This is a genomic window from Tepidibacter mesophilus, from assembly GCF_002724055.1.
GTDB lineage: Bacteria > Bacillota > Clostridia > Peptostreptococcales > Peptostreptococcaceae > Tepidibacter_A > Tepidibacter_A mesophilus.
The window spans coordinates 1-13,197 of sequence record NZ_BDQY01000007.1 but is presented as its reverse complement, the minus strand read 5'-3'; the positions used below and the strand labels follow the sequence as shown (position 1 = coordinate 13,197).

Genomic DNA, 13,197 nt, shown 5'->3' with positions numbered 1-13,197 from the left:
GAGGATTATAAAATGAACGCAGAATTAATAAAGAAAGAACAAAACGAAGTTACATTAAAAATAACTATAGGAAAAGACGAATTTAAAAAAGCAAATGATAAAGCTTACGATAAATTAAAAGGAAGATTTAATGTTGCTGGATTCAGAAAAGGAAAGGCTCCTAAAAAGTTAATAGAAGCTCAATATGGAAAAGGAGTATTTTTTGATGAAGCTATAAACATAGTATTCCCAGAAGCTTACTCAAAAGCTATAGAAGATCTTAAGTTAGATCCTGTAGACAGACCAGAGCTTGATGTAGAAGAAATAGGTGAAGATAAGGACCTTGTTTTAATAGCTAAAGTTACAGTTAAGCCAGAGGTTAAATTAGGAGAATATAAAGGTATAGAAGTTAATAAAATTGAATATACTGTAAAGGAAGAAGATATAGATGCTAAACTTGAAGAAATGAGAAACCAAAATTCAAGATTAGTAAATGTAGAAGATAGAGCTGTTCAAAATGATGATACAGCTGTAATAGACTTTGAAGGATTTGTAGATGGAGAGGCTTTTGCTGGTGGAAAAGGAGAAAATCATAACCTAGTTATAGGTTCAGGATCTTTCATACCAGGATTTGAAGAGCAATTAGTTGGAGCTAACGTAGGAGAAGAAGTAAAAGTAAATGTAACTTTCCCACAAGAGTATCATGCAGAAAACTTAGCTGGAAAAGAAGCCGTATTTGTAGTTAATGTAAAAGAAATAAAAGTTAAAGAAATGCCAGTACTTGATGATGAATTTGCTAAAGATGTAAGTGAATTTGATACATTAGAAGAACTTAAAAATGACGTAAAGGCTAAATTAGAAGAAAACGCTAAGAAAAGTGAAGAAGCTGAATTAAGAAATAAAGCTGTAGAAAAGGCTGCTGAGATGGCTGAAATAGATATCCCAGAAGCTATGGTTGATAATCAAGTAAATAATATGTTAAGAGATTTTGATCAGCAACTACAAATGCAAGGATTAAACCTTGAAAATTACATTAAATTTACTGGAATGAAGATAGAAGATTTAAAAGCTCAAATGAGAGAAGATGCTCAAAATAGAGTTAAGACTTCTTTAGTTCTTGAAGCTATATCAGAAAAAGAAGGAATTGAAGTTTCTGATGAAGAATTAAATAATGAGATAGCTCAAATGGCATCTATGTACAAAATGGAAGTAGATAAGTTTAAAGAAACACTTAGAGAGCAAGATATGGATTACTTCAAAGAAAATGTAATAGTTAAGAAAACTATAGACTTATTAGTAGATAGCGCTAAAATAAACTAATTTGACAGTAGCCCTTAAAAGGGCTACTGTATCTATATATAGATACAGTGAAACTTAATTCAGATAAAGGTTTTATTTTAGCTGAATTTTTTAGTTGAAACAATCCAGAAGCTGGTAAGTTCTTAACTCCAACCTTATCGAGGATGGAGTTTTAGAACTTTTAGCGTTCAGATAAAAAGGAGGGGTAATATATGGCTTTAGTACCTATGGTAGTAGAACAAACAGGAAGAGGAGAAAGATCTTACGATATATATTCTAGATTATTAAAAGATAGAATAATATTCTTAGGCGATGAAGTGAATGACACTACAGCTAGCTTGATAGTTGCGCAACTTCTGTTTTTAGAATCAGAAGACCCTGATAAAGATATATATTTATATATAAATTCACCAGGAGGAAGCATAACATCAGGTATGGCAATTTATGATACTATGCAGTACATAAAACCAGATGTAAGTACTATTTGTATAGGTATGGCAGCTTCGATGGGAGCTTTCTTACTTAATGCAGGAGCAAAGGGAAAGAGATTTGCACTTCCTAATGCAGAAATTATGATACATCAGCCACTTGGAGGAACAAGAGGTCAAGCAACTGATATTGAAATACATGCACAAAGAATAGTTAAAATGAAAGAAAAATTAAATCAAATAATGGCTGAAAGAACTGGACAGCCACTTGATAGAATAAAGCAAGATACAGAAAGAGATTATTTCATGGAAGCAGAGCAAGCTAAAGATTATGGAATAATTGATGAGGTTATAAGCAAAAGACCTTAGCTTAAATTGAAGAGAGGTGTTAAAATGTCAAAATACGAAGATAAGAAACATCTAAAATGTTCTTTTTGTGGAAAAAATCAGGAGCAAGTTAAAAGACTTATAGCCGGTCCTAACGTATACATTTGTGATGAGTGTGTAGAGCTTTGTGAAGAAATAATAAAAGAGGAATTCCAAGAAAGTATTGAAAATGATATATCTGAGTTACCAAAACCTAAAGAAATAAAGGATATTTTAGCTGAGTATGTTATAGGCCAAGATGAAGCTAAAAAATCTTTAGCTGTTGCGGTATACAATCACTATAAAAGGATATATTCAGGAAATAAAAATGGTAAAGATGTTGAGATTCAAAAAAGTAATATAATGATGCTGGGACCAACTGGTTCTGGTAAAACGCTTCTTGCTCAAACTCTAGCCAAAATACTTAATGTTCCGTTTGCGATGGTAGATGCTACATCTTTAACAGAGGCGGGTTATGTAGGAGAAGATGTAGAAAATATACTTCTTAAATTAATTCAAGCAGCTGATTACGATATAGAAAAAGCGGAAAAAGGAATTATATATATAGATGAGATAGATAAGATAGCAAGAAAATCAGAAAATCCATCTATAACAAGAGATGTTAGCGGAGAAGGAGTACAACAAGCACTTCTTAAAATATTGGAAGGAACTACGGCTAACGTTCCTCCACAAGGTGGAAGAAAGCATCCTCATCAAGAATTCTTACAAATAGACACTACTAATATATTATTTATAGTAGGGGGAGCTTTTGATGGAATAGATAAGATTATAAACAAGAGAATAGGACAGAAAACTCTAGGTTTTGGAGCAAAAATTGAAAGTAAAAAAGAGATGGATCTAGGCAAGATATACAAAAAATCTGAGCCAGAAGATTTACTTAAATTTGGCTTAATACCTGAGTTTATAGGTAGAGTTCCTGTAGTTGTAACTCTAGATTTATTAGACGAAGATGCTCTTATTCAAATACTTAAAGAGCCTAAAAATGCTTTAACAAAGCAGTATTCAAAATTATTCCAAATGGATAAGGTTGAACTTGAATTTGATAAAGATGCATTAATTGAAATAGCTAAAAAAGCTATTGAAAGAAAAACAGGAGCAAGAGGACTTAGAAGCATACTAGAGAAAGCTATGATGGATATTATGTTTGAAATACCATCAAGAGATGATATAGAAAAGGTTATTGTGACTAAAGAGACTATTGCTGATAATAAAGAACCTGTAGTTATATATAAATCTGGTGAAAAACCTGAAGAGAGTGCGTAAATAAAAGGGGCTTATGCCCCTTTTAAAATTACTCCAATAAGTCCTGAAAATAAAATTATAAATAGAGGATGTATTTTCTTTGAATGAAGAAGTATGAATGAAAAAAAGAAGATACATACAGAAAATAAATCAGATACACTTTTTTCATATGTAGAATAAAATGCAGATAATATAAAGCCTATTGTTATAGGCCTTAAACTTTTAAATAAACTAGCTATACTTTTGTTATTCTTATATTTTTCAAGTGATGGTGAGACTAAATTAATGATTATTATAGAAAATCCTATAACTCCTAGTGTTGCAAAAATAGATCCTAATATAAACTGATATTTATATCCTATAAATGTTGCTGAATTTATAGCAATTGGTCCCGGCGATACCTGAGATATAGCTAGTACATCTAAAAATTCCTTGGAAGATAGCCAGCGATTACTGTTGACTATTTCTTTTTCTATAAATGGAAGCATAGCATAACCACCACCGAAGCTGAATGCTCCTATTTTAAAGAATGCTATGAAAATTTCAAATAACTCTAACAATTTACCCATAATCCTAAAATACCTCCAATTATAATTATATAAATAGGGTTAACGTTAAAAAAAGTTACTAATACAAAAGATATTATTAAAAATAATATATTTAATGTATTTTTTTCTACCTTTTTAGATAATCTAAAGAAAGAATACAATAATAACGAAGCAACTACTGGTCTTACACCCAAGAAAAATCCATTTAGATAAGGTGAAGTATTATTTTTATTGTATAAATAAGAAAGTATTAATATTGAGATAAAAGAAGGTAGTATTGTACCTAAAACACACACTATACTTCCTAAAAATTTATTAAATCTAAATCCTAGTAATAGAGAAATGTTGACAGCTATTGCACCTGGAAAACTTTGAGCAACAGATACATAATCTAAAAATTCATCTTCAGATACTAGCTTTTGTTTAAGGACAAGCTCCTTTTCTATCAAGGGAATCATTGCATATCCGCCACCGAATGTAACTAAACCTATTTTAAAAAATATTAAAAATAATTTAAGCATATATACCTCCAAAGATAGTATTATGTAAAATATTATAACACTAAACCATAAATAAATTTATATAAAATAGATTATATTGAAAAAAGATTATGGTAAATATATAATAGTATAGTATTTATTACAAATTGGGTATATATTTATATAAAGGAGTGATGATATGGAGCAAAATTATAGTATGAAAGAGCATAAATTACCTGTAATCCCTCTTAGGGGGTTGGCGGTATTCCCATATATGGTTTTACATTTTGATGTTGGTAGAGAAAAATCTATAAATGCATTAGAAGAAGCTATGGTGGATGAGCAGCTTATATTTTTGACTTCTCAAAAAGAAGCTGAAATTGATGTTCCTACACCTGATGATTTTTATCATATAGGAACTATATGTAAGATAAAACAGATGCTAAAGCTACCAGGAGAGACTGTAAGAGTCCTTGTAGAAGGTATATCAAGAGCAAAGATAAAAGAAATAGCGGATGATGAAAAAGGCTTTAGTGCGACTTTGGAAGAAATTGTATACAATGAAGAATTGTTAAAAGAAGATAAAGAAGTAGAAGCTTTGATTAGAAATGTATTCGACTCTTTTGAAGAATATATAAATATAAGTAATAGAATATCTCCAGAAATATTGCTTACCTTATCAGATATAGATGAGCCTAGCAGATATGTAGATACTATAGCATCTAATATGTTCTTAAAGCCTATGCAAAAGCAGGAACTACTTGAAATATTTGATCCTAAAGAAAGATTGGAGAAGGTATATAAAATTCTTCTAGAGGAACTTGATATACTTAAAATAGAGAAAAAAATAAGTTTAAGAGTCAAAAAACAGGTCAATAGAGTTCAGAAAGAATACTACTTAAAAGAGCAATTAAAAGCTATTCATAAGGAACTTGGAGAAGATGAAGAAACAACGGATGATATAGAAGAATATAATAAACAATTAAAAAATATCAAAGTAAAAAAAGAGATAAAAGAAAAGATATCAAAAGAAATAAATCGATTGTCTAAGATGAGTTCATCATCAGCAGAGTCTGGTGTTATTAGAAACTATCTTGACACAATCTTTGCTCTTCCTTGGAACAAAGAAAGTAAGGATAAAATGGATTTAAAAGAGTCTGCAAAAATACTTGATGAAGATCACTATGGACTAGATAAGGTTAAAGAGAGAATTCTTGAATATTTAGCTATAAGAACACTATCTAATTCTATGAAAGGACCTATAGTATGCCTTGTTGGGCCTCCTGGAGTTGGTAAAACATCAATAGCAAAGTCAATAGCAAAATCTTTAAATAGAAAATTTGTAAGGGTCTCTTTAGGTGGAGTAAGAGACGAGTCGGAGATAAGGGGACACAGAAGAACTTATGTTGGAGCTATACCTGGAAGAATAATAAATGCTATGAAGGAAGCAAAAACCAAAAATCCTGTATTTTTATTCGATGAAATAGATAAAATGGCGTCAGATTTTAGAGGGGACCCAGCTTCAGCTATGCTTGAGACATTAGATCCTGAGCAAAACAAAGAATTTGTAGATCACTATTTAGAGATACCGTTTGATTTATCAAGAGTTTTATTTATAACTACTGCTAACAGTTTAAATACAATACCTAGACCTCTACTTGATAGAATGGAAGTTATACAGGTATCTGGATATACAGAAGAAGAAAAACTTAAAATATCTAAAAAGTACCTACTTCCAAAGCAGATAAAGGAGCACGGCTTAGAAGAAGGATTCTTAAAAGTATCAGATGAAACTATAAAAGATATAATAACTTATTACACTAGAGAATCTGGAGTTAGAAATCTTGAAAGAACTATAGGTAAGGTTTGTAGAAAAGCAGCTAAGAGATATGTAGAGAATAGAGAATTAAAGAGTCTTAGAATAAATAAAAATAACTTAGAAAAGTATTTAGGAAAGAAGATATATAGCTATGAACCGATAAAGGAGAATCCTGAAGTTGGAATAGTTAGGGGTCTTGCTTGGACAAGTGTTGGAGGAGACACTTTATCTATTGAGGTAACTCCTATGAAAGGAAAAGGACAACTTGTTTTAACAGGTCAACTTGGAGATGTTATGAAGGAATCTGCAAGAACGGGAATATCTTATATAAGATCAAAATATGATGAGTTTAATATAGATGAAAATTTCTATAAAGAGCAGGATATTCATATTCATATACCAGAAGGGGCTATCCCTAAAGATGGACCATCTGCTGGAATAACTATGGCAACTGCGGCTATATCCGCTCTATCTAATATTCCTGTAAATAATCTTGTAGCCATGACCGGAGAAATAACTTTAAGAGGTAGAGTACTTCCTGTTGGTGGAATAAAAGAAAAAGTACTTGCAGCTAATAGAGCGGGGATTAAAAAAATATTATTACCAATAGATAATAAAAAAGATATGGATGATATACCAGACAATGTAAAGAAGAAGATAGAGTTTGTATTTGTAAAGAGCATGGATGAAGTATTAGAACATGCTTTAATTAAGGACGGTGAATAGTTTGAAAATAAGATCATCAGAGATAGTGATGAGTGCAGTAAATAGAGATCAGTATCCAGCAGAAGGAATTCCAGAAGTAGCATTTGTAGGAAGGTCTAATGTAGGGAAGTCTTCTAGCATAAATTCACTTTTAAACAGAAGAAATTTTGCAAGAGTAAGTCAAACTCCAGGAAAAACAAGAACTATAAATTTTTATTTAATAAATGAAGAGTTTTTCTTTGTGGATTTGCCTGGATACGGATATGCAAAGGTTTCAAAAACTGAAAAGGCTACTTGGGGAAAAATAATGGAAAGATATTTAACAGGCAGAGATGAACTTTGCCGTATATATCTTCTTGTAGATATAAGACATGAACCTACTAATGATGATAAGGCTATGTATGATTGGGTAAAATATTTTGGCTATGAGTGTACTGTAGTGGCTACTAAGGCTGATAAGATAGCTAGAGGTAAGTATCAAAAACATATGAGTGTTATAAGAAAAAAATTGGGACTTCAAGATGAAAAAATAATACCTGTATCTTCACTTAAAAAGACAGGATTTGATATTTTGTGGGATGATATTACTAATACTTACAATGAACATGGATATGAAATAACTTTAGATTAAGACCTTGGATTCCAAGGTCTTATTTTTTTACTAAAAGATTAAATATAATTAATTCTTGTATTAGTTTGTTGTCTGTGGTACAATAATTTCTAAATTATTTGTCGGAATTAAATATTTAAAGTGTGAAAAGGAGGGTCATATGCAGCATAATCAACTTAGAAAGAGCATAGGTCTAGTGTCGGCTTTATCTATAGTAGTAGGTATGGTAATGGGTTCTGGAGTATTTTTTATGCCAACGCAAGTTTTTACGGCTACAACAACACCAGGACTTGGAATAATAGCATGGATACTTGGAGGATTTATATCTATTGCAGCAGGACTTACAACAGCAGAAATATCTACAATAATACCTAAGACTGGAGGTATGGTAACGTATTTAAAGGAGGTATACGGAGATATATGGGGTTATCTTTTAGGATGGGCTCAAACTTTAGTATATATACCAGCTATAATGGCTGCACTTGCAATGATGTTTTCAATACAAGTAATGTCTTTATTAGAACTTAGTAAGGACATGCTAATACCAGTAGCTATAGGTGTTGTAGCTTTTTTGACTATTATGAACTCTCTTGGATCAAAGACAGGTGGAACTATTCAAACACTAGCAACTATAGGGAAATTAATACCATTGTTTGCAATTATAATTGTAGGATTTATAAAAGGTGATGGTGGTGTAGTAAGACTTTTACCAGTAATTCCAGAATCTAAGCCATTAGTAACAGCACTTGGTTCAGCACTAGCGGCTATAATGTTTGCTTATGATGGATGGATAAGTGTAGGTAACATAGCTGGTGAGATGAAAAATCCAAAGAAAGATTTACCTATAGCAATAGTCGGAGGATTATTCATAATAATGGGTGTATATGTGTTGATAAATATAGCGTATTTACTTGTTTTACCAGCCAACGTATTAGCATCAACTCAAGCACCTGCAAATGAGGTTGCTAATGTTATATTCGGAGCTAATGCAGGAAAATTCATAACTACAGGCATAATGGTGTCTATATTTGGGACATTGAATGCATTTATTTTAACAGGAGCAAGGGTTCCTTATGTAATGGCGGTTGAAAATAAATTACCATTCAGTAATATATTAGCTAAATTGAATAAATCAAATATGCCTTTGAATTCAACTATATTAATGTTACTTTTTTCTTCGTTATATATAATGACTGGAAACTTTGGCCCGTTAATAGATTTAACAGTATTTATAATATGGTTGTTCTATGTTATGGTATTTGCAGCAGTATTTATTCTTAGAAAAAGAGAACCTGATATTGAAAGACCGTACAAGGTACCTATGTATCCTATAATACCGATAATTGCTATACTAGGAGGATTATATATAATACTGAATACTATAATAGCTCAGCCTATGAATGCGGTATTAGGTATAGGTATAACAGCTTTAGGTATACCTGTATATATGGCTAGAAAAAATAAATTTACTAATTTAGATTAAACAAAAATCCTGTATCTTTTGATACAGGATTTTTTAGTTATAGTACAAGCACAAATTAGGAGCGAAATTAATAAAATAAGAGTAGGTTAAAAATATGAGAATGAATACTAATTGAAAGAAGGCGATAGTATGACATCAAAAATTAAGAGAGTGTTTCCAGGGGGAAATACAGCAGATGGTTTTTTTTCTTACTATAATTATATTATTGAGCAAACTGATGCAAATCATATATTTTGCATAAAAGGTGGACCGGGCGTTGGTAAATCTTCTATGATGAAAAATATAGGGAATGAAATGATAAAACTTGGTTATGATGTTGAATTTCATCATTGCTCATCAGATAACAATTCTATAGATGGACTTGTTATACCTGCGCTTAAAGTTGCCATGGTAGATGGAACTGCACCTCATTTAAAAAGGCAAATGTCTTCTATTTAATAATACAATTTTGGGTATACTAAAATAAAATTTAGATATAATTAATTTTTATAAAATAAGAGAATTTTCAAAGGAGGAGTTAAAATGGATGCTATTTCATTGATGATGGAAGAACATAAAAATATTAAAAGGGTACTCAAGGTTATAAGAAAGCTGTGTATTAAAATTTTAAATAAACAAGAAATTGAATTGGAGGTATTTTATAAAATAATCGATTTTGTAAAAAATTATGCGGATAAGCATCATCATAATAAAGAGGAAGAAATCCTTTTTAAAAAAATATCAGATGAATTAGGAGAAAAAATAAAAAATGGGCCAATATATGGTATGCTTGCAGAACATGATATGGGTAGACTTTATATATTAAACTTGGAGTCAGCCTTAGAGAAAGTTAAAAACGGTGATGAAGATGCAAAGGTAGATATAATTGCTAATTCCATTTCTTATGCTGATTTATTAAATAGGCATATTGATAAGGAAGACAATGCTATATATAAATTTGGAGAAAAAAATCTAAGTAAAGAAGCTATAAAAGAAGTTGAAGAAAAATGTAAAGAGGTTGAAAAAATAGCAACTGATGCATATATTCAAAAAAAATATTTAAAAATAATAGAAGAGTTAGAAGAAATATCTAAATATTAATTATATATGTTTTGGGAAAAATACTTTATAAAAAGTAAATTACAAGCTAATTACTTACTAGAGGGAGTGAAAAATTTGAATGAAAAAATACTTGTTATAGGTAGCGGTATTGCAGCTATAACAGCTATTAAATCAATAAGAGAAATAGATCAAAATATTGAGATACATTTAATTGGAGATGAATCATTCTATCCATATAATAGAGTTAGGTTATCCAAAGGATTATTAAGCACATTGGAGGAAGATAAAATATTGCTCCAAAAAAAGGATTGGTATGACTTGAATAATATAAGGTTGTACAAAAATATAGCCGTTATTTCAATAGATACAGATAAAAAAGAAGTTAAGCTTTCGGATGGAAATAAAATGAATTATAATAAATTATTATTAGCCAATGGAGCAAGTAATGTTGCACCACATATATTAGGAATTGATAAAAAGGGTGTTTTTAATCTAAGAACACTTAAAGATTCATGGAATATAAAGGATGAGGCGAAAAAAAATAATAGAATTCTTATAATAGGAGGAGGAATTCAAGGATTAGAAATTGCTTGGATTTTATCTCAACTTGGTAAGAAAGTTTTTCTTGCTGAAATTTTCTCAAGACTTATGCCTAAGCAATTAGATGAAAAGTCTTCTGAAATATTAAAAAATGCTTTGGAAGTATATAATATTGAGGTTATGCTTAATACACAAATTAAAGAGTTACTTGGTGATAATAAAATTAGTGGATTTATAACAGCAAAAGGAGAAACTATTGATTGTGATATGGTTGTTTATTCCACAGGTATAAAACCAAATATAAATATATTAGAAAATACACAAATCAAAACTAATAAGGGTGTAATAGTAAATGAAAAAATGGAAACTAGTGTAACTGATATTTATGCTTCTGGAGATATTGTTGAATTTAATGATGAAGTATATGGTTTATGGAATATAGCTATAGGGCAAGGAAAAATTGCTGGGTATAATATAGTTGGTAAAAACAGTATTTATCAACAGATAGTACCTGTAACTACATTAAATGCATTTAATTTATCCTTATTTTCTATGGGAGTAATAGATGAAGATAAGGCAAAGGATATATTAGTAGAAGAATTAGAAAATAATACGTATCAAAAGGTTTTAATAAACAATAATAAAATAATAGGAGCGATAGTAATTGGGGATATAAGAAAGTCTCCAGCTTTAAAGATAGCAATAGAAAAAGAAATAAGTTTAAGTAGTGTGGATATTAAGAATATATCTATTGATGAGATTATTGAAATAATAAGAAAAAAATCTAAATAGAAAGGGTGACAATAATGGCACAAATAAAATTTTGTGAGAATAATTTTAGTCATGGAACTGAAGAAGTAGTCAATAAAATAGAGAATGAATTAAATGGAGTTGATGTTGAGGTAGAATCTTGTTTAGGATATTGCGGTGATTGTGCAGTAGGACCATTTGCTTTAGTAAATGATGAACTTATTCAAGCGGACACTCCTGATGAGTTGTTTAATAAAATTAAAGAACAAGTTTAAAAGTAGAGATATAAAAATAAGAAAAGTAACTACTCTAGATTATATTAATAAAGATAACAAATATATCGGATAACTTATTTGAGAGGAGGTGAAATAAGATAATTATTTTCCTCCTACTCAATTTTAAAATATAGTAGTTTTTTTATTTAGTCAAATAGTTAAAAATGTAAATTAAAATTATTCTGTTTTGAAATTTTTAATTGAATTTGTTAGATCATTAGACAATGACTGTAAATCTGACATTACACTTTGTATAGTTTCTATATTGCACACCTGCTGGTGTGTTACTGCTGTTACTTCTTGTGAACTAGATGAAGTTTGTTGGCTAGTTGCTGATATGTTTTCTATTGTATTTAAAGTTGTTTGTGTATTATTTTCAATTTCTTGTACTTTACTTGTTACAATAGCGATATTATCAATCATTTTATCCATCACGTTTTCAATATCTTTAAATGTCTTTTCTGTATTGTTTACTATTTTTGTTTGTGTATCAATTAATTCATTTGTATTTTCAACATTTTTAGATATTTCTTGTATTTCTTTTTGTATTTCATCAATGACTTTGCTTATTGCATTTGTTTGTTCTTCCGATTGATGAGATAATTTTCTGATTTCCTCGGCAACTACAGAAAATCCTCGTCCTAATTCACCTGCTCGGGCACTTTCTATTGCAGCATTCAGTGACAGCAAGTTTGTTTGTTCTGATATAGAACGAATGATTACTGTGACTTCATTTATTTTAGATGATTTTTGTTCTAATGATTTAATTTTATCTGAAACGTTATTAAAGTTTTTCTTTGTTTCAATAGATTTTTTAGTTAATGCTTTTGTAATATTGCCTCCTCTTTTTATAAAACTTTCTGTATTTCTTGATAATTCAATCATCTCTTTTGCAGAATCATTTGTACTTTTCATAGAACTAGATATTTCATGCATAGCCGAAGTTCCCTTTTCTACTTCTTCTGCTAATGATTGACTAGCTACTGCAATTTCATTAATAGCCTGTGATACTTGTTGAGAAGAAATAGCTGTACTTTGTACATGATTTGTTGTATTTATAAGAGCAGTATCTAAATTTAAAGCAGATTGCTTTATGCTTAAAGTTAGTATTTTTAGATTGTTCAACATAGAATTAAACCCTTTAGCAAGTATGCCTATTTCATCTTTTGATTTAGTTTGGATTTCTTGTAATGCAAAATTCCCTTGTTCCACTTCTTCCATTGCTTTTGCCATTTCTACAATAGGCTTTGTATATTTTTTTGACATATAATAAACTATAGCCGAAGATATTATAAGTATTAATAATCCTACACTAAATAATATATATGTAGCTTTCTTTTGAGCGGTATTGAATTCGTTATCAATTCCACTTAGCATAATAAACATATCCCAATCTTCATAATAGGCATAGTATGAAAATTTATTTATACTGTTATCTGAATATGTAACTTTTTTTGTTAAGTTATACACAGAATTTTCATTATTACTCAACTTTCGCACTACAAAAAAGCTAGTTTATCCTTGATAAAACTAGGTAGTGTAGATATAAAATAGTCTAAAAAGTCGTTAATTTGAGTTTTTGTAAGCGTTAGCTTTTCAGATAGTGCACATT

Annotated in this window: 13 protein-coding genes; 10 read left to right on the top strand and 3 right to left on the bottom strand. The window is 29.9% G+C overall.

Annotated features, from left to right (window positions below):
- Positions 1-12 precede the first annotated feature (12 nt).
- From tig to clpX, 3 genes are all read left to right on the top strand, one after another.
- Positions 13-1,299 carry a trigger factor gene (gene tig / locus Tmeso_RS06355; RefSeq protein ID WP_099189373.1) on the top strand — a complete coding sequence of 429 codons (1,287 nt, stop codon included), beginning with the start codon at positions 13-15 and terminating at the stop codon, positions 1,297-1,299.
- Positions 1,300-1,490: 191 nt separating this feature from the next.
- Positions 1,491-2,075 (top strand): ATP-dependent Clp endopeptidase proteolytic subunit ClpP, encoded by a 585-nt coding sequence (gene clpP, locus Tmeso_RS06350; protein WP_099189371.1) that lies wholly within the window; start codon positions 1,491-1,493, stop codon positions 2,073-2,075.
- A 24-nt stretch (positions 2,076-2,099) separates the two neighbouring features.
- Positions 2,100-3,356, top strand: a complete 1,257-nt coding sequence (gene clpX / locus Tmeso_RS06345; RefSeq protein ID WP_099189369.1) for an ATP-dependent Clp protease ATP-binding subunit ClpX — start codon at positions 2,100-2,102, stop codon at positions 3,354-3,356.
- Between the two features lie 11 nt (positions 3,357-3,367).
- Here the strand turns inward: clpX and Tmeso_RS06340 are convergent, their stop codons facing one another.
- Positions 3,368-3,904 (bottom strand): chromate transporter, encoded by a 537-nt coding sequence (locus Tmeso_RS06340; protein WP_242967885.1) that lies wholly within the window; start codon positions 3,902-3,904, stop codon positions 3,368-3,370.
- Entirely contained in the window at positions 3,889-4,404 is a 516-nt protein-coding gene (locus Tmeso_RS06335; protein ID WP_099189367.1) for a chromate transporter, read from the bottom strand. The genes Tmeso_RS06340 and Tmeso_RS06335 overlap by 16 nt, the downstream gene beginning before the upstream one ends.
- A 157-nt stretch (positions 4,405-4,561) precedes the next feature.
- Here Tmeso_RS06335 and lon point away from each other — a divergent pair, with 157 nt between their 5' ends.
- The 7 genes from lon (at position 4,562) to Tmeso_RS06300 (ending at position 11,585) form a co-directional block, all read left to right on the top strand.
- Positions 4,562-6,907: an endopeptidase La gene (gene lon, locus Tmeso_RS06330; protein ID WP_099189365.1), complete on the top strand. Its 2,346-nt coding sequence runs from the start codon at positions 4,562-4,564 to the stop codon at positions 6,905-6,907.
- Position 6,908: 1 nt separating this feature from the next.
- Complete coding sequence (gene yihA / locus Tmeso_RS06325) at positions 6,909-7,517, top strand: ribosome biogenesis GTP-binding protein YihA/YsxC (RefSeq protein ID WP_099189363.1); 609 nt, start codon at positions 6,909-6,911, stop codon at positions 7,515-7,517.
- A gap of 139 nt (positions 7,518-7,656) precedes the next feature.
- Positions 7,657-8,979, top strand: a complete 1,323-nt coding sequence (locus tag Tmeso_RS06320) for an APC family permease (RefSeq protein ID WP_099189362.1) — start codon at positions 7,657-7,659, stop codon at positions 8,977-8,979.
- Between the two features lie 129 nt (positions 8,980-9,108).
- On the top strand, positions 9,109-9,417 hold the full coding sequence (locus Tmeso_RS06315; protein WP_099189360.1) for an ATPase: 309 nt from the start codon (positions 9,109-9,111) through the stop codon (positions 9,415-9,417).
- A gap of 84 nt (positions 9,418-9,501) precedes the next feature.
- Positions 9,502-10,059 carry a hemerythrin domain-containing protein gene (locus tag Tmeso_RS06310; protein ID WP_099189358.1) on the top strand — a complete coding sequence of 186 codons (558 nt, stop codon included), beginning with the start codon at positions 9,502-9,504 and terminating at the stop codon, positions 10,057-10,059.
- 75 nt (positions 10,060-10,134) lie between these two features.
- Complete coding sequence (locus Tmeso_RS06305; protein ID WP_099189356.1) at positions 10,135-11,352, top strand: NAD(P)/FAD-dependent oxidoreductase; 1,218 nt, start codon at positions 10,135-10,137, stop codon at positions 11,350-11,352.
- Between the two features lie 14 nt (positions 11,353-11,366).
- Positions 11,367-11,585 carry a DUF1450 domain-containing protein gene (locus Tmeso_RS06300; protein WP_099189354.1) on the top strand — a complete coding sequence of 73 codons (219 nt, stop codon included), beginning with the start codon at positions 11,367-11,369 and terminating at the stop codon, positions 11,583-11,585.
- A 177-nt stretch (positions 11,586-11,762) separates the two neighbouring features.
- Here Tmeso_RS06300 and Tmeso_RS06295 read toward each other — a convergent pair whose 3' ends face one another.
- Positions 11,763-13,076: a methyl-accepting chemotaxis protein gene (locus tag Tmeso_RS06295; RefSeq protein ID WP_099189352.1), complete on the bottom strand. Its 1,314-nt coding sequence runs from the start codon at positions 13,074-13,076 to the stop codon at positions 11,763-11,765.
- Positions 13,077-13,197 lie beyond the last annotated feature (121 nt).

Excerpts from the sequence above, each read along its gene's own strand:
- Tmeso_RS06320 (WP_099189362.1), top strand. The coding sequence starts at position 7,657 with ATGCAGCATAATCAACTTAGAAAGAGCATAGGTCTAGTGTCGGCTTTA.
- tig (WP_099189373.1), top strand. The coding sequence starts at position 13 with ATGAACGCAGAATTAATAAAGAAAGAACAAAACGAAGTTACATTAAAA.
- Tmeso_RS06315 (WP_099189360.1), top strand. The coding sequence starts at position 9,109 with ATGACATCAAAAATTAAGAGAGTGTTTCCAGGGGGAAATACAGCAGAT.
- Tmeso_RS06300 (WP_099189354.1), top strand. The coding sequence starts at position 11,367 with ATGGCACAAATAAAATTTTGTGAGAATAATTTTAGTCATGGAACTGAA.
- clpX (WP_099189369.1), top strand. The coding sequence starts at position 2,100 with ATGTCAAAATACGAAGATAAGAAACATCTAAAATGTTCTTTTTGTGGA.
- Tmeso_RS06310 (WP_099189358.1), top strand. The coding sequence starts at position 9,502 with ATGGATGCTATTTCATTGATGATGGAAGAACATAAAAATATTAAAAGG.
- Tmeso_RS06340 (WP_242967885.1), bottom strand. The coding sequence starts at position 3,904 with ATGGGTAAATTGTTAGAGTTATTTGAAATTTTCATAGCATTCTTTAAA.
- Tmeso_RS06335 (WP_099189367.1), bottom strand. The coding sequence starts at position 4,404 with ATGCTTAAATTATTTTTAATATTTTTTAAAATAGGTTTAGTTACATTC.
- clpP (WP_099189371.1), top strand. The coding sequence starts at position 1,491 with ATGGCTTTAGTACCTATGGTAGTAGAACAAACAGGAAGAGGAGAAAGA.
- lon (WP_099189365.1), top strand. The coding sequence starts at position 4,562 with ATGGAGCAAAATTATAGTATGAAAGAGCATAAATTACCTGTAATCCCT.